The sequence below is a fragment of the Microbacterium sp. KU4F genome, from assembly GCF_056868075.1.
Genome location: NZ_CP200324.1, coordinates 899,941 through 916,880, shown reverse-complemented (window position 1 = coordinate 916,880; position 16,940 = coordinate 899,941). Strand labels below are relative to the sequence as shown.

The window sequence follows — 16,940 nt, the reverse complement described above, 5'->3', positions numbered from 1 at the left end:
GACGGTCATGGCGGAGTTCACACGCGGATTCGGCGGGCGGCGGCGGGAGTCCGACCCGCGACTCCCACCCGGTCAGTACCTCACGACGGACTTTCCCGTCCTGTCGGCCGGACCCACCCCGCGCATCCCGGAGAGCGAGTGGTCGTTCTCGATCCGCGCCGAGTCGGGCCAGGTCACCTCGTGGAGCTGGTCCGAGTTCCTCGCCCTTCCCTCCGAGGACGTCCACACCGACATCCACTGCGTGACGCGCTGGTCCAAGCTCGACACCACGTGGCGCGGCGTCTCCGTCGACACGCTGTTCGCCGGCATCGACACCTCGTACGAGTACGCCATGGCGCACTCGTACGGCGGCTACACGACGAATGTGCCCATGGCGGATCTGCGCGGAGGAAAAGCGTGGATCGCCTACGCGTTCGACGGCAAGCCGCTCGACCCCGAGCACGGCGGCCCGGCGCGTCTGCTCGTGCCGCACCTGTACTTCTGGAAGAGCGCCAAATGGGTGCGCGGGCTCAGCATGCAGAAGCACGACGACCCGGGATTCTGGGAGCAGAACGGCTACAACCTGCACGGCGACCCGTGGACAGAGGAACGCTACTGGTGAGAACCAGTGACTGGCTCGCCGCACGCGTCGCCGCCGCCGTCCCCGACACCGCCCACGGTCGCGTGCTGACCCTCGCCGTCCCCGGATGGCCGGGCAACGCTCCCGGACAACATCTCGACATCCGCCTCACGGCGCCCGACGGCTACCAGGCCGAACGGTCGTACTCCATCGCCTCGTTCGGCCCGGGGAGAGCGTCGAGATCGCGGTCGACGAGATCCCCGAGGGAGAGGTGTCGCCGTACCTCGTGCGCGTCGCCGAGCCGGGCGACGCGCTCGAGGTCAAGGGTCCGCTCGGCGCCTACTTCGTCTGGGACGCCGCCGACCCGTCGCCCGTGCAGCTGATCGCGGGCGGCTCAGGCATCGTGCCGCTGCTCGCGATGGCGCGTGCACGTGCCGTGGCGAGCACCGGCGCGCCGTTCCGGCTGCTGTACTCGGTGCGCACGGCGGCCGATGCGCTCTATCGGGACGAGGTCCAACGGCTGGGAGCCGCCGGGCTGGATGTGACCTGGGCCTACACCCGCCAGGCACCCACCGGATGGCCCGGACGCGTGGGGCGGCTCGATGCCGAGCGCATCGCACAGTCCACCTGGATGCCGGCGCAGCATCCGCTGACCTTCATCTGCGGTCCGACGAGCTTCGTCGAGGCCGCCGCCGATGCGATGGTCGCGGCGGGACACGATCCCGCTCGCGTGAAGACCGAGAGGTTCGGAGGATCCTGATGGACAGCACGCCGCACGCCCGACCCGACCCGCGCCGCGTCGCGCAACGCGTCGACGGCAACGCGCTCGCCGGCATGCTGGACGCCTTCGCGGGTCTGGACCCGGCGCTTCTCCTGCTCACCTGCGGTCACTGCGGCCGCAGTGCCGCCCTCGCCGAATGGTCTGTGGAGATGGATGCGGCGGCAGCCATCGTGCGCTGTCGGGGCTGCACGCGTACGTTCGCGACGATCCTCCGCCGCGACGGCCGCGTCGAAGTGCGCGCCGCCGGCGGGTCGGTCTCCACCCTGTCGGCCGTCTGACGGTCCCTCGACTCCTGTCGGGGGACTGGCGTCGGATGCGGCCGGTAGCGTCGCACGCATCCGACGCCGAACGACGGCCGAGACGAGGGAGAGAGCATGCGACTCGAACGAACCGGAATGGTGTCCATCGACCTGACGGGCAAGACGGCACTGGTGACGGCGTCGTCGGCCGGCATCGGCTTCGCGATCGCGCTGCGCCTGGCGGAAGCGGGAGCGGAGGTCATCGTAAACGGTCGCAGCGAGGAGTCCGTCGCGCGCGCCGTCGCCGAGATCAACGCGCAGGTCGAAGACGCGGCGCGCGGCATCGTGGCCGATGCGGCCGATGAAGCCGGGGCGGCGACACTGGTGGCGGAGGCCGGGCGCGTCGACGTGCTCGTGAACAACCTGGGGATCTTCGAGGCCGCCGAGGCTCTGGAGATCGACGACGCCGCCTGGCGGCGCTTCTTCGAGACGAATGTGCTCTCCGGCGTGCGTCTCACGCGCGAGCTGCTGCCGCAGATGATCCAGCGGGGTTGGGGTCGTGTGCTGAACATCGCGAGCGATTCGGCCGTCGTCATCCCCGCCGAGATGATCCACTACGGCACCTCGAAGACCGCGGTGCTCGGAGCCTCGCGCGGGTTCGCGAAGGCCGCCGCGGGGACCGGCGTCACGGTGAACTCCGTGATCGCCGGGCCCACGCACACCCCCGGCGTGGAGGAGTTCGTGGCGCAGGTCGTCGGTCGAGATCTGCCGTGGGACGAGGCGCAGCGTGAGTTCATGCGCACGGCCAGGCCGCAGTCGCTGCTGGGGCGCCTCATCGAGCCGAACGAGATCGCCAACATGGTCGTCTACCTCGCCTCGCCCCTCGCGTCGGCGACGACGGGGGCGGCGGTCCGCGTCGACGGCGGTTACGTGGACTCGATCGTTCCCTGAGCGGGCAGGGCCTCGACGATCCGCGCGACCACCTCGGTCACGCTGTCGCGCGTCGAGACGGTCACACCCCACTCGTCGGCCTCGAGCGGCTCGAGCGTGTCGAGCTGCGAGGCGAGCAGGGCCACCGGCATGAAGTGATCGGTGCGTGCCGCCATCCGCCGCGCGAGGGTGGCCTCGTCGAGTTCGAGCGCGGCGAAGAAGATCGGCTGCGTGGCCTCGGCGCGGATGAGATCGCGATACCGGCGGCGCAGCGCCGAGCAGGCGATGACGACGGGGCCCGCCTCGCCCGCCGTCGTGAAGGCGAGCCCGACGCGACCGAGCCACGGCGCGCGATCTTCGTCGGTCAGCGGCACGCCGGCGGCCATCTTGGCCCGTGCCGCATCGTCGTGGAGGTCGTCGGCGTCGAGGTAGACGCCGCCGAGGCGCGCGGCGAGCGCGAGGGCGACCGTCGACTTTCCCGCGCCCGAGACGCCCATGACGACGATCCGCATCCGACCCGTGTCGCTCATACGCTCGAGCCTATGGCCGCCGAGTCGAGAGCCGGTCACCAGCCGTGGGCGTTGAACCACGCACTGCGCCGGTCGGCCTCCGCCGCATCCACGGCGCCGCGGAAGGCGTCGTGCGACGCGAGCAGGCCGTCGTCGAGCGGGACGAAGCCCCAACAGATCTCGCAGAGCGCCGCTCCGTGCGGAAACCCGTCGTCGGCCAGGCGCTGTGCGGGCTCCTGGGGCGTGCCCGAGCCGGGGCAGAACGGTGCGTCCGCCTCCCGGTCCGACCACATCTGCGACGTGCCGGCCCGATTGTGCAGACCCGCGTGACCGCGGGGCCTCGTGCAGACGGCGCCCCGGTGGCGGCTGAGGCACCACGATGCGACCGCGGTGTTCACGGCATCACAGGGGCGACAGGCGCGCCGAGCGGACGTAGCATGGTCGTCATGTCCACGAAGCCCTCGCCGATCCAGCTGCTGAACGTCCGTCCCGTCGAGGACGAGAACGGCCAGCCGAGCCCGGAGGAGTCCTTCGGCTGCTGCGGCGGCGGCTCCTGCAGCATCGACTGACCCCTCCCGGGCGCTTCGGCGTCAGTGACCCGCGGGCGGAGCGCCGATCGAATCGGCGGGCTTGCGGATGAGGAGCGAGCCGACGATGGTCGGGATCGCCACGATCGCGGCGAACAGGAAGGCGTTGCGCGCACCCGCCGCCCAGGCGGCCGCATCGCCCGACGCCTGGTTGGCGACGAAGCCCGCGTTCATGATCGTGATCATGACGGCCACGCCGGCAGCTCCGCCACCTGCTGGACGGTGCTCACGATCGCGCTGCCGTAGGAGTAGAAGCGGGGTGCGAGCGAGCCGAGCGACGCGGTGAACAGCGGCGTGAACGACATCGCCAGGCCGATCGAGAGCAGCGTCTGCGTTACGACCAGCTCCCAGACGGGCGTCGTCTCCGACAGTGTCGTGAACACCCACAGCAGCGACACCGTGAGGATCGAGCCGGGGATGAGGAGCACGCGCGTGCCCCAGCGGTCGTAGATGCGGCCGATGAGGGGACCGGCGAGGCCCATCGCGAGAGAGCCGGGCAGCACGATCAGGCCGGTCGTGAGCGGGTCGAGGTTCAGCGCGCTCTGCGCGAACAGCGGCAGGACCGTGATCGTGCCGAAAAAGGCGAGAGAGAGCACCGCGAAGTGCACGACCGAGATCGTGAAGTTCGTGAACCGGAAGACGCGCAGGTCCAGGAGCGCCCGATCCTCGCGCTGCAGAACGAACTGTCGCCACACGAACAACGAGAGCGCCACGACGCCGACGACCAGCGAGACGATGAGCGTCATCGACGACGCGGTGGCCGCCGCATCCGTCGTGCCGTCATGCGAGCCGCCGCCGATCTGGCTGAGGCCGAACACGACGCCGCCGAACCCGAACGCCGACAGCACGACCGAGAGCACGTCGATGCGAGAGTGCGTCTGCGTGCCGACGTTGGTGATCCATCGCGCGCCGATGGCGAGGGACACGAGGGCGATCGGGAGCACGATCGCGAAGATCCATCGCCAGCCGAAGTACTGCAGCACGAAGCCCGACATCGTCGGGCCGATCGCGGGGGCGAGTGCCATCACGATGCTGACGCGGCCCATCATCCGCCCGCGCGCGGCGGGCGCGACCACGGTCATGAGGGTCGTCATGAGCAGCGGCATCATGATGGCCGTACCGGAGGCCTGCACGACGCGCGCGACGAGCAGCACCTCGAACCCGGGGGCGAGCATGGCGATGAGCGTTCCGAACGAGAACAGTGACATCGCCAGCAGGAAGACCGCGCGGGTCGTCAGCCGCTGCAGCAGGAAGCCGGTGATCGGGATCACGACGGCCATGGTCAGCATGAAGGCGGTCGTCAGCCACTGCGCGAGCACGGCGGTGATGTCGAGATCGGTGATGAGGTGCTTGATCGCCACACCCATCGTCGTCTCGTTGAGGATCGCGACGAAGGCCGCCACGAGCAGCAGCCAGATGATGCGGTTCTCGCCGGAGCGGACGGCGGGGGTGGAGTCGGTGGTGGTGGCCACGGAACCGGTCTGGACGGATTCGGCGTGCATGGTCGTCTCCTCGGAATCGAAAAGGGATGGGGACGGCCGCCGGAAGTGGCGAGCGAATCAGACAACGCGGCGAGCGGGTGGCGCATTCCCGAGACGGCGGAATCCGGTCGGGCCTGGTCGTCGCCCGAGACCGGCACCGATGCGCGTCGGACAAGACTACCGGGTCGGATCCGGGCACGCGGGGGAGATCTAGGCTGAGCGCATGAGCATGGCCGGCCCGTCGCATCCGCCGGGGTTTCGCGGAGTGGATGCAGCCGCCCAGCGCCTGCGCAACGCCGAGGCTCCCCGCATCCCTCACCTCGCACGCCGGATCGCCGCGCTGTTTCGCCCGTATCGCGCGCGTCTGATCATCACGGCCCTGCTCGTCGTCGCCGGTGCCGCCGTCGCGGTCGTGCCGGCGCTCATCGTCGAGCGGGTCTTCGACGACGCGCTCTTCCCCGCCGACGGGTCGGGGGTGGACATGGGGCTTCTCGTGCGCCTGGTGGCGATCATGGTGGTGCTCTTCCTTGCGTCGGGGGGCCTTCAGGTCGCGCAGACCTGGTTCACCTCGACGGTCGGCAACAACGTCACGGGCGATCTGCGCGTGCGCCTGTTCGATCACCTGCAGTCCATGGAGCTCGGCTTCTTCACGCGCACGAAGACCGGGGTGATCCAGTCGCGGCTGCAGAACGACGTGGGCGCCGTGTCGGGCGTTCTGACCAACACCGTCACGAGTGTGCTGGGCAACACGGTCACCGTCGTCGCCTCCCTCGTGGCCATGGTGCTGATCGATGTGCGGCTCACCCTCATCGCCGTCTTCCTGATGCCGATCCTGGCGCTGATCCAGCGTCGCGTCGGACAGGTGCGCGCCCGCATCGCGGGACAGACGCAGGAGTCCCTCTCCGAGCTGTCGGCCATCACGCAGGAGAGTCTGAGCGTGTCGGGCATCCTGCTGGCGAAGTCGTTCAACCGGCAGGGCAGCGAGTCGGAGCGCTACGGAGCGCAGAACCGCATCCAGATCCGGCTGCAGGTGCGTCAGGCCATGAGCGGCCAGGGCTTCTTCGCGCTCGTGGGCGTCATCATGGCGAGCGTTCCCGCCGTGATCTATCTGGTGGCGGGCCTGTTCATGTCGGGCGGCGCGGATGCGGGGATCTCGGCCGGCACGATCGTGGCGTTCACGACCGTGCAGGCGCGCCTGCTGCAGCCGCTCATGGGCCTGATGCGCGTGGCCCTCGACGTGCAGACCTCCGCTGCCGTGTTCGCCCGCATCTTCGAGTACCTCGACCTGCGACCCGCCGTCCGTGACGCACCCGATGCGCTCGACGTGTCCGCTGCACCGGGCCCGGTCGGGCGCGTCGAACTGCGCGACGTCACCTTCCGATACCCGGAGTCGGCCGCCTCCTCACGCCCGCTGTTGGATGCGGTGTCCTTCGTCGCCGAGCCCGGGCAGCACGTCGCGCTGGTCGGGCCGAGCGGCGCGGGGAAGTCCACCGTCCTCTCGCTCATCCCGCGCTTCTACGACGTGGACGGGGGCGCGGTGCTGTTCGCGGGCGCCGATGTGCGCTCGCTGACTGCCGCATCCATCATCGACCGCATCGGGATCGTCTCGCAGGAGACGTACCTGTTCCACGCGACGATCGCCGAGAACCTGCGGTACGCGAAGCCCGACGCGACCGACGAGGAGCTCGCCGCCGCCTGCGAGGCCGCCAACGTGCACCACGTCATCACCGGCTTCGAGAAGGGCTACGACACCGTCGTGGGCGAGCGCGGCTACCGGCTCTCCGGCGGGGAGAAGCAGCGCATCGCGATCGCGCGCGTGCTGTTGAAGGACCCGCCGGTGCTGCTGCTCGACGAGGCCACCTCGGCGCTCGATACGCGCAGCGAGCGCGTCGTGCAGCAGGCGCTGGACACGGCGGCCCGTGGCCGCACCACGATCACCGTGGCGCACCGGCTGTCGACCGTGGTCGCCGCCGACGTGATCCTCGTCGTCGACGACGGCCGCATCGTCGAGCGCGGCACGCACGCCGAGCTCGTGGCGGCGCAGGGGCTCTACGCCACGCTCGCCGCCGAGCAGCTCACCGTCTGAGCGGCGCTCACCAGAGCAGGGCGGCGGAGATCAGCGGCTGCGCGTCCTCCGGGAGGGCGACGGCCGCCGCATCCTGTCGCTCGGCGACCGATCGGGCGAACGCGCCGACCAGCCGGCGGTACTCGTCGTCGGGGTGCGCCGCCGCCACACGTGCGAGCCGCGGGATGTCCATGCGCAGCAGCTGCCCCGCGCGGGCCCGTGCCGCGGCGGTGTGCCCGGTGCCGTCGAGCACCCGCATCCCCTCGCTCATCGCGTCGAGACAGTCGCGCAGCACATCCAGCCGTTCCTCGTGCTGCGTGATGGAGGAGCCGTCGGCGCGCTCCCGCCAGTGCACGACGACGTCCGACAACACGTCGAACCGGCGCGCTCTCGCATACATCTGCTGGGCGACGACCTGGTCCTCGTACAGCCGTCCCTCGGGGAATCGCAGGCCGGTGCGCTGCCAGAACTCGGTGCGGCTCAGCTTCGACCACGCGACGACGTTCGCCGTCACCTCGGGATGCTCCTCGAGGGTCGTCGCCGTCCGCGCGGGTGCCGTCGCGCGGCTCACCCACGGCTGCACGTCGCCGGCGGCGTAGCCGCCCGACCCGTCCGGACGCAGGCGTACATATGCGCCCACTGCGAAATCGCTCCCGCTCTGATCCAGGGTGGTGACGAAGCGCTCGAGAGTGGCGGGCAGCATGACGTCGTCGGCGTCGAGGAATCCGAGGTACGGAGTGTCGACCTCGTCCAGCGCGATGTTGCGCGCCGCGCCGAGGCCGCCGCGCTGCGACAGCCGGCGCACGCGGAAGCGCGGATCGGATCCGGCGGCCGCCTCGAACAGATCGCCGGTGCGATCGGAGGACGCGTCGTCGACGAGCACCGCCGTCCAGTCGGGAAGCGTCTGCGCGCGCAAAGAATCCAGGGCCGCCTGCGCCCACGGCTCGACCTGGTAGCCGGGGACGACGACCGTGACGAGGGGGCGCTGACTCACGTCGCCGATCGTACCGCCGCCACCGATGCGGCGACCGCCTCGGCGACGGGGCCGAGATCGACCGTCAGATCGTGGGGGAAGGTGAAGCGCACGGCGGTCTGCGCCACCTCCGGCGCGATGCCCATCGCCACGAGCACATGCGAGGGCTCATCGCTGCCCGCGGCGCACGCCGATCCGCTGGAGGAGACGATGCCGCGCCGTTCGAGCTCCAGCAGCACCGCTTCGCCGCTGGTACCCGCGAAGGTGAAACTCGCCGTCGCGGGGAGCCGCGCGGTGGGGTGTCCTGTCAGCGCAGCCGATGGAACCGCGTCGAGCACGCGCGCGACGAACGCGTCGCGTGCGGCACCGACGCGGGCGGCGGATGCAGCGCGTTCCGCCTCGGCGAGCTCGAGCGCGGTCGCCAGCCCCACCGCGCCGGCGACGTCCTCGGTGCCGCTGCGTCTGCCGCGTTCCTGTCCGCCGCCGTGGAGGATCGGCTCGACCGGGATGCGGCCGCGGATCGCCGCGGCACCGATGCCCTTCGGGGCGCCGAGCTTGTGGCCGGCGACGGTGATCGCGTCGGCCCCTGTGCCGGAGAGCGCCAGCCAGCCCGCCGCCTGCACCGCATCGAGGTGCAACGGCACCCGAGAGGCGGTCGTGACGGCGGCGATGGCCTTCACATCCTGCACGGTGCCGGTCTCGCTGTTCGCATAGCCGAGGGTGACGAGCGCGGTGTCCTCCCGGAGAAGCTGCGGCGACCGCATCCGGAGACACCCGGCCGGCGTCGTCGACCTCCAGGACCGTCGCCTCGAAACCGTGGAGGCGTTCGAGGGCGGCGACCGATTCGAGGATCGACTCGTGCTCGACCGTCGTCGTCACGACGTGGCGGCGGCCTCGGGCGAGCATGGCGCCCAGAGCGATCCCCTTGACGGCGAGGTTGTTGCCCTCCGTGCCGCCGGAGGTGAAGACCACGTCGCCCGTGCGCACGCCCAGCACCGCTGCCACGCGCGCCCGCGCGTCGGCGAGGGCGGACGCCGCCTGCTCGCCGACCTCGTGGTGGCTGGACGGGTTGCCGAACGTGCCGCGCCAGAACGGCATCATCGCCTCGAGCACCTCGGGACGCACGGGCGTCGTCGCGGCGTTGTCGAGGTACATCGGGCCGCTCACACCGGGTCGGCCAGGCGCAGGTCGATGTCGAGGCCGAGGTCGAGCCCGCGGGCCGCGTGTGTCAGCGCACCGACGGAGATCACGTCGACGCCCGTCTCCGCGATCTGGCGCACGGTGCTGAGCGTGACGCCGCCGGAGGCGTCCACGATCGCGCGACCGGCGATGTGCTCGACACCTCGTCGGAGGTCGTCGATCGAGAAGTTGTCGAGCATGATGGTGCCCACGCCCGCGGCGAGGACGTCGTCGATCTGGTCCAGACGGTCGACCTCGACCTCGACGTGTGTCGTGTGCGGGAGGCGTGCCAGTGCCTCCTGCAGCGCCTGCGTGACGGGGACGCCGGAGGCGGCCAGCACGGCGAGGTGGTTGTCCTTGGCCATGACCGCGTCCGACAGGCTGAAGCGGTGGTTGTGGCCGCCGCCGCTGACGACTGCGTGGCGTTCGAACGCGCGCAGCCCCGGCATGGTCTTGCGCGTGTCGGCGATCCGCGCACCGGTGTGCGCAACCTCGGCGACGTACGCCGCCGTGAGCGTCGCAATACCCGACATCCGCTGGACGAAGTTGAGTCCCACGCGTTCCGCCGTGAGCACGGAACGCGCCGGGCCGGTGACGGTGGCCAGCGCCGCGCCGGCCTCGAACTCCTCACCGTCGGCGAGGAGCAGCTCGACCCGCGTTCTGGGATCGACCAGTCGGAAGGCGGCGGCGAAGACCGCGCCGCCCGAGAACACGCCGGCTTCGCGGGCGACGAGGGATGCTGTGGCGACGGCATCCGCGGGGATCAGCGTCTCGCTCGTCACATCGCCCCAGGGGGCGTCCTCGTCGAGGGCCGCGGCGACGACCCGGTCGATGGTGGCGGATGTCAGCATGCCTCGGCCTCCTGGGCGATGGCGGCGGCGATCGGTGCGCCGCCGCGGCGAAAATGGGCACCGACCGAGACCGTGCGCCGCCGGGCGGCGGCAACGAGGTGCTCGGCGACCAGCAGCAGGTTGGCGTCCTCCTGCGCGGCGATGCTCTGCTCGGGCAGTCTCTGCGCGACGGGTGCGGCGCGGCGCCAGGCCGCGATGACGGATGCGGCGTGCGCCAGGCCCGCCTCGTCGCGCTCCAGCCCCGCGTGATCCCAGAGCAACTGCTGCAGTCGCGCCCGGCTGAACGCGGGTGCGTCGCTCGCGGGTGCGGCAGGCGTGGAACGCTCTGAGACCGGGAACATGGCCGCTCGCGCCGGTTCGGCGAGCAGCGCCGCCGCCGCGCGCGCGCCGAAGACGGCTCCCTCCAGCAGGGAGTTGGAGGCCAGGCGGTTCGCACCGTGCACGCCGGTGCGCGCCGTCTCGCCGACCGCGAACAGGCCGGGGACGCTGGTACGTCCGTCGAGATCGGTGAGGACCCCGCCCATCAGGTAGTGGGCCGCGGGGGTGACCGGCACGGGGGTGGTCGACCAGTCGATGCCGCGCGCACGCAGCGCACGGTCGATCGTGGGGAAGCGGGCGGCGAGAGCCTCGGCGCCGCCGAGGTCCGTCGCATCCAGCACGACGGGGATGCCGGGCTGGACGGCGGACTGCCGAGCGATCGCGCGGGCGACGACGTCGCGGGGCGCGAGCTCGCCGTCGGGATGCGCGTCGAACGCGAAGCGTCTCCCCGACGCGTCCCGCAGCACTGCGCCCTCGCCCCGGACGGCCTCGGAGACGAGGAACGGGTCCTCGCCGTCGAACGCCGTGGGATGGAACTGCACGAACTCCAGGTCGGCCACCGCGGCGCCCGCACGGATCGCCGCGGCGATGCCGTCGCCGGTCGCGACCGAGGGGTTCGTGGTGTGGGCGTAGAGCTGGCCCGCGCCGCCGGTGGCCAGCACGACGGCGTCCGCGTCGATCCGCTCGCGGCTCCCCGACGCGTCGACGACGTCGACGCCCGTCACCCGTCCCTCCCGCAGGGCGAGATCGGTGAGGAAGGTGTGCTCGCGCACGACCACGTCGCTGTCGGCGAGTCGCGCGAGCAGGGCGGCCTCGATGGCCGCACCTGTCGCATCGCCGCCCGCGTGCAGCACACGGGGAGCCGAGTGCGCGGCCTCCAGGCCCCGTCGCAGCTCACCCGCGTCGTCGCGGTCGAACGGGACGCCCGCCGCCACCAGTGCGCGGATCGTCTCGCCACCGGCATCGACGAGCACCCGCACCGCCGCGGGGTCGTTCAGACCCGCGCCGGCGGTCAGGGTGTCATCGAAGTGGGCGTCGGGGGAGTCGCTGGTCGCCGTGACGGCGGCGATCCCTCCCTGCGCGTGCGCGGTGCTGCCCGCATCCGCCGCCGCCTTCGTCACGAGCGTGACCTCGGCCCCGCCCTCGGCCGCCGCGAGCGCCGCCGTGAGCCCGGCGATGCCGCTGCCGACGACGACCGCCCTCATGCCGCGCTGCCCGAGGGCTTGGCCGCCAGCATCCGCTCGAGGGCGACACGCGCCGGGTCGGCGACGGAGGCGGGCACGGTGATGCGGTTGAGCGTCTCACCCGCGACGAGGCCCTCCAGCACCCAGGCGAGGTAGCCGGGGTGGATGCGGTACATCGTCGAGCACGGGCAGACCACGGGGTCGAGGCAGAAGATCTCGTGCTGCGGGTACTGCGCGGCGAGGCGCTGCACCAGGTTGATCTCGGTGCCGATCGCGAAGGTCGTGGGCTCGGTGGCCGCGGCGATCGCCTTGCGGATGTAGTCGGTGGAGCCCGCCTCGTCGGCCGCGTCCACGACGGCCATCGGGCACTCCGGGTGCACGATCACCCGGACGCCGGGGTGCTCGGCGCGCGCCTTGTCGATCTGGTCGACCGTGAACCGGCGGTGCACCGAGCAGAAGCCGTGCCAGAGGATGACGCGGGCGTCGGCGAGCGTCTGCTCGTCGCTGCCGCCGAGCGGCTTCGTCGGGTTCCACATCGGCATCTGCTCGAGCGGCACGCCCATGGCCTTCGCGGTGTTGCGCCCGAGGTGCTGGTCGGGGAAGAACAGCACCCGACGGCCCCGCGCGAACGCCCACTCGAGTACCGTGCGCGCGTTCGAGGAGGTGCAGACGATGCCGCCGTGGCGTCCGACGAAGCCTTTGATCGCCGCGGACGAGTTCATGTAGGTCACCGGCACGACCGGCACGAGGCCATCGGCGTCGGGGGTGTCCATGTCGCCGTAGAGCTCCTCCAGCTGCTCCCAGCATTCCTCGACCTGGTCGATGTCGGCCATGTCGGCCATGGAACATCCGGCGGCGAGGTTCGGCAGGATGACGGCCTGATCGGGCTGTGAGAGGAGGTCGGCGGTCTCGGCCATGAAGTGCACGCCGCAGAAGACGATCGCCTCGGCGTCGGGGTGCTCGAGCGCGGCGTTGGCGAGCTGGAACGAGTCGCCCACGTAGTCGGCGTGACGCACGACCTCCTCGCGCTGGTAGAAGTGCCCGAGCACGACCACGCGGTCGCCCAGGGTCTCCTTCGCGCGGCGGATGCGGGCGTCGAGTTCGTCGTCGCTCGCGTCGCGGTATGCCTGAGGGAGCATGCCCTGGCGCGGGGAGCCGGTGGGGATCACATCGCCCATCGAGGCGCCGGGCCCGTATCCGGGGCGCGTATCGAAATCCCACGGGCCCGCCGCGAGGTCGGTGTTGCAGGTGGACCCCGACCCGGCGCCCGCGACGATCGCCTGGATCTCGTGATCGACGGACGGATCGATGGGTCGCGGCTGGATGGTCAGCGTCGTGCTCATGTCGTGCTCGATTCGTGACTTCGCGGGCGGCCGAGGGGGCCGCGATCGGCCAGCTCGACGTCCTGGTTGTAGCGGTACAGCCGTGCCGGCCGGTGGCTTCCGGTGCGGAACGACTCGGTGGGGATCAGGGTGTTGCTGTTCTCGACCTGCCGCCGGAAGTTGGCCGGGTCGAGCTTGCGGTCCAGGATCGCCTCGTTGACCTCGCGCAGATCGGCGAGGGTGAAGGCGTCCGGGAGAAGGCCGTGTGCGATGCGGCTATAGCCGACCTTGTTGCGCAGTCGCCACAGGGCGTAATCGACGATCGCGTTGTGGTCGAAGGCGAGGCCCGGAAGATCGGTCGCCGTGAACCAGTCGACGTTCTCGGGCGCGTCTCCCGCTGCGGCGTGCGCGGCGCTCTGCGCATCGACCTCGTCGGAGCGCAGCAGCGCCCAGTACACGATCGAGACGACGCGACTCGGCGAGCGGCCGATGTCGCCGAACGCGTAGAGCTGCTCGAGGTAGCTCGCGCTGAGACCGGTCGTCTCGGCGAGTGTGCGCGAGGCCGCCTCATCGAGGTTCTCCGAAGCATCCAGCCAGCCGCCCGGCAAGGCCCAGAGACCCTCGTGCGGATCGCGGGTGCGTTTGACGAGGGGGAGGACGAGCCGCGGATCCTCGTCGCCGTCACGCCGCAGGCTGAAGATCACGGTCGAGACCGCCACGCGCGTCTCGGGGGACTCGGCGTCGGCGGTGTCGGGAGAGGGGTTAGTTCGTGTCATGGTGACCTTAACTCGCCACGATCTTAATGTCATCGCGACCAGAAGCCAAATCCGTCGCCGGCTCAGGCGTCTCGCGGCGCCCTGTCAGCGCGGCCGCCTACGCTGACCGCATGCCGCCGATCGTGATCGACATCCTGCTGGTCGTGGTGCTGCTGATCGTGCTGATCCAGGGATGGCGGCGGGGCCTGCTGGCGAGCATCGGGACGATCGCCGGACTCGTGGTCGGAGCGGTCGCCGCGTGGTGGCTCGTGCCGGTGGTGTCCCGCTGGGTCCCCGATCCCGCCTGGCGCGGCTGGGCGGCGCTGGCCGTGGGGGTGGGGCTGCTCGTGCTGGGTGCCTCGCTCGGCGGAGCCCTCGGTCGGGCGCTGCGCCGGGGGGCGACGCGCATCCGCCTGCGAGGAATCGATCGGGTGCTGGGAGCCGGGGCCATGACGGTCGTCGCGGCCCTCGTGCTCTCGCTGGTCGGGCAGAGCGTCGCCGCCCTCGGCATCCCCTTCGTGTCCTCCGCCCTCGCATCCTCCGCCGTCCTGCGCACGATCGACACGATCACGCCGCGGCCCGTCGACGAGGCGTTGGCGCAGGTGCGCTCGGCCGTGCTCGACGACGGGCTGCCGCAGCTGGGTGCGCTGTTCGGAGAGCTGACCGCACCCACCGACGTGGCGCCGCCCGTGGACCTCGACGATCCCGCCCTCAGCACCGCGGCACAGTCGGTGGCGCGCATCGCCGGAACGGCGTACTCCTGCGGACGCAACCTCACCGGGAGCGGCTTCGTGGTGGCTCCCGATCGCGTCGTGACCAACGCGCACGTGATCGCGGGCGTCGAGCGTCCGATGGTGGAACTGCCGGGGCGCGCGGCGCGCGAGGGACGTGTCGTGTACGTCGATGCCACGGCGGATCTCGCCCTGATCGCGGTGGACGATCTGGATGCGGCCGCGTTGCCGATCGGCGCCGATCTCGGCCCCGGCGCCGCCGCCGTCGTGCAGGGCTACCCCTACGGCGGACCGTTCACGATGGGAACCGCCACGGTGCAGACGGTCGGCGTCGTCTCGGTGCCCGACATCTACGACCAGGGACGCGATCAGCGCGACGTCTACGCGCTGGCGGCCACGGTCCGCCCCGGTAACTCCGGTGGCCCGGTGCTGAACGCCGCGGGGGAAGCCGTGGGCATCGTGTTCGCGCGCGCCGACGACGGCTCCGAGATCGGGTACGCGTCGACCGCGACCGAGCTCGCCCCGCTCGTGCAGGCAGCGCCCACCCTGACGGATGCCGTCGGCTCCGGCGCCTGCGTGCCCTGATCGCTCGCGCGGGTGCGGCGGGCTATGCTGGCCCGACAACGTGAATATCGGCCCCACGACCGGTGCGGGAGAGCCTCGGAGATCTTGTCCGAGCACCGAAGGAGCAAGCCTCCCCGCCAATCTCTCAGGTACGCGTACCGCCCCGGTCGGGCGACTCTGAAAAGCGATCCTCGCGGATCCGCCGACGGTGAAAGATCGCGCTCCGCGTGTTCGAAACTCTCAGGCCCATGACAGAGGGGGAGTTCTCAGGCCCTCGCCTACCCGCACCCACCCGGGAGAACTCATGACCGATCCACGCTCCACCCCCCTCCGAGACCGCCACGAGGCGGCCGGAGCCGCCTTCACCGACTTCGGCGGATGGCTCATGCCCGTGCGCTACGGGTCCGATCTCGCCGAGCACCGCGCCGTGCGCGAGGCCGCGGGGCTCTTCGACATCTCGCACATGGCGGAGTTCCTCGTGACGGGCGCGCACGCGGGAGCCTTCCTCGACTACGCGCTCGCCGCCCGCCACTCGGGCATGCGGCTCGGAAAGGCGAAGTACTCGCTCGTGCTCGCCCCCGACGGCGGCATCGTCGACGACGTCATCGTCTACCGCCTGGCCGACGACTGGTTCATCGTCATCGCCAACGCGGGCAACCACGATGCGGTGGCGGAGGCGCTCGCCGACGCGCGCGCATCATTCACGCCGCCCGCTCCCGCCGTGAGCGCGGACGGATCGTTCGGATTCATCGCCGGGGTCCACGTCACGGTCGAGGATGTGTCCGACGGCTCGGCGCTGCTGGCCCTGCAGGGCCCGGCGGCGATCGCGGTGCTCGAGGCGCTGCCCGGTCTGGAACTCGCAGAACCCGCGCGTCGTCAGGGCGATGCCCCGACGCCGTGGAGCTTCGACGACCTCGGCTACTACAGTGTGCGCGCCGCGGACTTCGCCGGGCAGTCGGTGCTGATCCTGCGCACCGGGTACACGGGGGAGGACGGCGTCGAGATTCTCGTGCGACCGGATGCGGCAGCCGAGCTGTGGGACGCCCTCTTGGCGGCGGGGGAGCCGTTCGGCCTCGTCCCCGCGGGTCTCGCGGCACGCGACACCCTGCGCCTCGAGGCGGGGATGCCTCTTTACGGGCACGAGCTGAACCGCGATGTGCGGCCGGCGCAGGCCGGGCTCGCACGCGTGGTCGCCGACGACAAGGACACCTTCATCGGCAAGGGGGCGACCGAGCCCGCATCCGATGCGCGCGTCCTGGTCGCCCTCGTCTCGGAGGGCAAGCGCGCAGGGCGTGCGGGCTATGCCGTCCTCGACGCCGAGGGCACCGTGGTCGGCGAGATCACGAGCGGTGCGCTCAGCCCCACCCTCGGACATCCGATCGCGTTCGCCTACGTCGACGGCGACCGAAGCCCGATCGGCACAGACCTGTTCATCGATGTACGCGGCTCGCGAATCCCCGCGACCGTGACCGAACCGCCCTTCTACCGGAGGAAGAAATGACCGTCGATCCGACCACGCTGTCCTACACCGCCGAGCACGAGTGGGTGCTCATCGAGGGCGGCGTCGCCACCTTCGGCATCACGGACTACGCCGCCGAACAGCTCGGCGACGTCGTGTTCGTCGACCTTCCCGCAATCGATGCCCCGGTCGTCGCCGGGCAGGTGTGCGGCGAGATCGAGTCGACGAAGTCGGTGGGCGAGCTCTACGCCCCGCTCAGCGGACGCGTCATCCAGGTCAACGGGGAGGTCGACTCCGACCCCTCGCTCGTGAACGCCGACCCGTACGGCGCGTGGCTCGTGCGCATCGAGCTCGACGGCGAGAGCGCGCCTCTGCTCGACCGCGCCGGGTACGAGGCGCTCATCGAGGGCGCCGCGTGAGCGTTCCGTTCACCGAGCGTCACATCGGCACGGA

At 71.3% G+C, this 16,940-nt stretch carries 18 protein-coding genes, 1 pseudogene and 2 riboswitches; of the genes and pseudogenes, 9 read left to right on the top strand and 10 right to left on the bottom strand.

Going from position 1 to position 16,940, the window contains the following annotated elements; genetic code table 11:
- The first annotated feature begins 7 nt into the window (after positions 1-7).
- The 4 genes from AC1VNH_RS04615 to AC1VNH_RS04600 all read left to right on the top strand — a co-directional run bounded on the left by AC1VNH_RS04615 (position 8) and on the right by AC1VNH_RS04600 (position 2,530).
- Positions 8-601 carry a sulfite oxidase-like oxidoreductase gene (locus tag AC1VNH_RS04615; protein WP_483110115.1) on the top strand — a complete coding sequence of 198 codons (594 nt, stop codon included), beginning with the start codon at positions 8-10 and terminating at the stop codon, positions 599-601.
- Positions 602-830: 229 nt separating this feature from the next.
- A complete protein-coding gene (locus AC1VNH_RS04610) occupies positions 831-1,319 on the top strand; it encodes a ferredoxin reductase domain-containing protein (RefSeq protein WP_483110114.1) in 489 nt (162 codons plus the stop codon).
- A complete protein-coding gene (locus AC1VNH_RS04605; protein WP_483110113.1) occupies positions 1,319-1,618 on the top strand; it encodes a DUF6510 family protein in 300 nt (99 codons plus the stop codon). The genes AC1VNH_RS04610 and AC1VNH_RS04605 overlap by 1 nt, the downstream gene beginning before the upstream one ends.
- A gap of 120 nt (positions 1,619-1,738) precedes the next feature.
- Complete coding sequence (locus tag AC1VNH_RS04600; protein WP_460740830.1) at positions 1,739-2,530, top strand: SDR family NAD(P)-dependent oxidoreductase; 792 nt, start codon at positions 1,739-1,741, stop codon at positions 2,528-2,530.
- Here the strand turns inward: AC1VNH_RS04600 and AC1VNH_RS04595 are convergent.
- Positions 2,506-3,039 (bottom strand): gluconokinase, encoded by a 534-nt coding sequence (locus AC1VNH_RS04595; RefSeq protein WP_483110112.1) that lies wholly within the window; start codon positions 3,037-3,039, stop codon positions 2,506-2,508. The genes AC1VNH_RS04600 and AC1VNH_RS04595 overlap by 25 nt on opposite strands.
- 35 nt (positions 3,040-3,074) lie before the next feature.
- Positions 3,075-3,416, bottom strand: a complete 342-nt coding sequence (locus AC1VNH_RS04590; RefSeq protein WP_483110111.1) for a hypothetical protein — start codon at positions 3,414-3,416, stop codon at positions 3,075-3,077.
- A 48-nt stretch (positions 3,417-3,464) separates the two neighbouring features.
- Here AC1VNH_RS04590 and AC1VNH_RS04585 point away from each other — a divergent pair, with 48 nt between their 5' ends.
- A complete protein-coding gene (locus AC1VNH_RS04585) occupies positions 3,465-3,587 on the top strand; it encodes a hypothetical protein (protein ID WP_483110110.1) in 123 nt (40 codons plus the stop codon).
- 21 nt (positions 3,588-3,608) lie between these two features.
- On the opposite strand, the gene AC1VNH_RS04580 is transcribed toward AC1VNH_RS04585, so the two are convergent.
- The gene (locus AC1VNH_RS04580) at positions 3,609-3,800 is read right to left on the bottom strand and encodes a hypothetical protein (protein WP_483110109.1); all 192 of its coding nucleotides are present in this window, start codon (positions 3,798-3,800) and stop codon (positions 3,609-3,611) included.
- The gene (locus tag AC1VNH_RS04575; RefSeq protein WP_483110108.1) at positions 3,788-5,107 is read right to left on the bottom strand and encodes a DHA2 family efflux MFS transporter permease subunit; all 1,320 of its coding nucleotides are present in this window, start codon (positions 5,105-5,107) and stop codon (positions 3,788-3,790) included. Before AC1VNH_RS04575 ends, AC1VNH_RS04580 begins: the two co-directional genes overlap by 13 nt.
- Positions 5,108-5,309: 202 nt before the next feature.
- Here AC1VNH_RS04575 and AC1VNH_RS04570 point away from each other — a divergent pair, with 202 nt between their 5' ends.
- Positions 5,310-7,172 carry an ABC transporter ATP-binding protein gene (locus tag AC1VNH_RS04570; protein WP_483110107.1) on the top strand — a complete coding sequence of 621 codons (1,863 nt, stop codon included), beginning with the start codon at positions 5,310-5,312 and terminating at the stop codon, positions 7,170-7,172.
- A 7-nt stretch (positions 7,173-7,179) separates the two neighbouring features.
- Here AC1VNH_RS04570 and AC1VNH_RS04565 read toward each other — a convergent pair whose 3' ends face one another.
- The 6 genes and pseudogenes from AC1VNH_RS04565 to AC1VNH_RS04540 all read right to left on the bottom strand — a co-directional run bounded on the left by AC1VNH_RS04565 (position 7,180) and on the right by AC1VNH_RS04540 (position 13,754).
- Positions 7,180-8,145 (bottom strand): glycosyltransferase family 2 protein, encoded by a 966-nt coding sequence (locus AC1VNH_RS04565; protein ID WP_483110106.1) that lies wholly within the window; start codon positions 8,143-8,145, stop codon positions 7,180-7,182.
- Positions 8,142-9,279 (bottom strand): annotated as a pseudogene (locus AC1VNH_RS04560) (cysteine desulfurase family protein). The gene AC1VNH_RS04565 and the pseudogene AC1VNH_RS04560 overlap by 4 nt, the downstream one beginning before the upstream one ends.
- 8 nt (positions 9,280-9,287) lie before the next feature.
- Positions 9,288-10,154, bottom strand: a complete 867-nt coding sequence (nadC, locus tag AC1VNH_RS04555) for a carboxylating nicotinate-nucleotide diphosphorylase (protein ID WP_483110105.1) — start codon at positions 10,152-10,154, stop codon at positions 9,288-9,290.
- Positions 10,148-11,677, bottom strand: coding sequence for an L-aspartate oxidase (gene nadB / locus AC1VNH_RS04550; RefSeq protein WP_483110104.1), 1,530 nt, complete (start codon positions 11,675-11,677; stop codon positions 10,148-10,150). The genes nadC and nadB overlap by 7 nt, the downstream gene beginning before the upstream one ends.
- Positions 11,674-12,999, bottom strand: coding sequence for a quinolinate synthase NadA (gene nadA / locus AC1VNH_RS04545; protein ID WP_483110103.1), 1,326 nt, complete (start codon positions 12,997-12,999; stop codon positions 11,674-11,676). Before nadA ends, nadB begins: the two co-directional genes overlap by 4 nt.
- Positions 12,996-13,754 (bottom strand): NUDIX hydrolase, encoded by a 759-nt coding sequence (locus AC1VNH_RS04540; RefSeq protein ID WP_483110102.1) that lies wholly within the window; start codon positions 13,752-13,754, stop codon positions 12,996-12,998. The genes nadA and AC1VNH_RS04540 overlap by 4 nt, the downstream gene beginning before the upstream one ends.
- A gap of 110 nt (positions 13,755-13,864) precedes the next feature.
- Between AC1VNH_RS04540 and AC1VNH_RS04535 the strand changes: the two genes are divergently transcribed.
- The 3 genes from AC1VNH_RS04535 to gcvH all read left to right on the top strand — a co-directional run bounded on the left by AC1VNH_RS04535 (position 13,865) and on the right by gcvH (position 16,906).
- A complete protein-coding gene (locus AC1VNH_RS04535; RefSeq protein ID WP_483110101.1) occupies positions 13,865-15,049 on the top strand; it encodes a MarP family serine protease in 1,185 nt (394 codons plus the stop codon).
- A gap of 55 nt (positions 15,050-15,104) precedes the next feature.
- Positions 15,105-15,199, top strand: a riboswitch (glycine riboswitch).
- Positions 15,200-15,293: riboswitch (glycine riboswitch) on the top strand.
- A 39-nt stretch (positions 15,294-15,332) separates the two neighbouring features.
- Complete coding sequence (locus AC1VNH_RS04530) at positions 15,333-16,529, top strand: glycine cleavage system aminomethyltransferase GcvT (RefSeq protein WP_483110100.1); 1,197 nt, start codon at positions 15,333-15,335, stop codon at positions 16,527-16,529.
- Entirely contained in the window at positions 16,526-16,906 is a 381-nt protein-coding gene (gene gcvH / locus AC1VNH_RS04525; RefSeq protein WP_137417423.1) for a glycine cleavage system protein GcvH, read from the top strand. The genes AC1VNH_RS04530 and gcvH overlap by 4 nt, the downstream gene beginning before the upstream one ends.
- Positions 16,907-16,940: the final 34 nt, after the last annotated feature.

Excerpts from the sequence above, each read along its gene's own strand:
- AC1VNH_RS04615 (WP_483110115.1), top strand. The coding sequence starts at position 8 with ATGGCGGAGTTCACACGCGGATTCGGCGGGCGGCGGCGGGAGTCCGAC.
- AC1VNH_RS04575 (WP_483110108.1), bottom strand. The coding sequence starts at position 5,107 with ATGCACGCCGAATCCGTCCAGACCGGTTCCGTGGCCACCACCACCGAC.
- AC1VNH_RS04585 (WP_483110110.1), top strand. The coding sequence starts at position 3,465 with ATGTCCACGAAGCCCTCGCCGATCCAGCTGCTGAACGTCCGTCCCGTC.
- AC1VNH_RS04595 (WP_483110112.1), bottom strand. The coding sequence starts at position 3,039 with ATGAGCGACACGGGTCGGATGCGGATCGTCGTCATGGGCGTCTCGGGC.
- AC1VNH_RS04605 (WP_483110113.1), top strand. The coding sequence starts at position 1,319 with ATGGACAGCACGCCGCACGCCCGACCCGACCCGCGCCGCGTCGCGCAA.
- gcvH (WP_137417423.1), top strand. The coding sequence starts at position 16,526 with ATGACCGTCGATCCGACCACGCTGTCCTACACCGCCGAGCACGAGTGG.
- nadC (WP_483110105.1), bottom strand. The coding sequence starts at position 10,154 with ATGCTGACATCCGCCACCATCGACCGGGTCGTCGCCGCGGCCCTCGAC.
- AC1VNH_RS04540 (WP_483110102.1), bottom strand. The coding sequence starts at position 13,754 with ATGACACGAACTAACCCCTCTCCCGACACCGCCGACGCCGAGTCCCCC.
- AC1VNH_RS04570 (WP_483110107.1), top strand. The coding sequence starts at position 5,310 with ATGAGCATGGCCGGCCCGTCGCATCCGCCGGGGTTTCGCGGAGTGGAT.
- nadB (WP_483110104.1), bottom strand. The coding sequence starts at position 11,677 with ATGAGGGCGGTCGTCGTCGGCAGCGGCATCGCCGGGCTCACGGCGGCG.
- nadA (WP_483110103.1), bottom strand. The coding sequence starts at position 12,999 with ATGAGCACGACGCTGACCATCCAGCCGCGACCCATCGATCCGTCCGTC.
- AC1VNH_RS04535 (WP_483110101.1), top strand. The coding sequence starts at position 13,865 with ATGCCGCCGATCGTGATCGACATCCTGCTGGTCGTGGTGCTGCTGATC.
- AC1VNH_RS04530 (WP_483110100.1), top strand. The coding sequence starts at position 15,333 with ATGACCGATCCACGCTCCACCCCCCTCCGAGACCGCCACGAGGCGGCC.